The following is a 431-nucleotide window of genomic DNA, read 5'->3' as shown; positions in this document are numbered from 1 at the left end:
CCGGCGGCATGGGCGTGGTGGCGATCGTCGAACGCTGAGCATCACGGTAGTGGCCCCCCCGGGCCCCCCCCCCAGGGGAAAAAAACCCGCCCAAAAGTCGGGGGTTTAGTTGGTTTCTACCGTTTGTTTGGGCCCCATGGTGGCACAGCCGCGGGTTTATGACGCAAACGAAGCGCGCGACTTGTTCGGCAACCCGCGGTTGCCTTAAGCAGGGGTGAGGTGTGCCGACCACCGGTCGGCACCCACCGGAGCAACCAACGAAAACGCCGCCCATTGGGCGGCGTTTTCGTACCGGCGGTGCAGATCGACACCAGTGCGCGGCCACCGCCGCGTTCGGCCAGCTGCTTGGCTGCCGTGGCGATCACGCGTGCGCCGGTAGCGGCGAACGGGTGGCCGGTGGCCAGCGACGAGCCCAGCAGGTTGATCTTGTC

At 66.8% G+C, this 431-nt stretch carries 1 pseudogene; it reads right to left on the bottom strand.

The features are described 5' to 3' along the window. Nucleotides 1-290: 290 nt before the first annotated feature. A pseudogene (locus RCF13_RS11040) lies at nucleotides 291-431 on the bottom strand (acetyl-CoA C-acyltransferase); the annotation flags it as partial.

Source organism: Stenotrophomonas maltophilia group sp. RNC7 (assembly GCF_030910085.1).
Classification (GTDB): Bacteria; Pseudomonadota; Gammaproteobacteria; order Xanthomonadales; family Xanthomonadaceae; genus Stenotrophomonas; species Stenotrophomonas sepilia.
The sequence above is the reverse complement of the archived record's forward strand: the minus strand, read 5'-3'. Positions and strand labels throughout refer to the sequence as shown.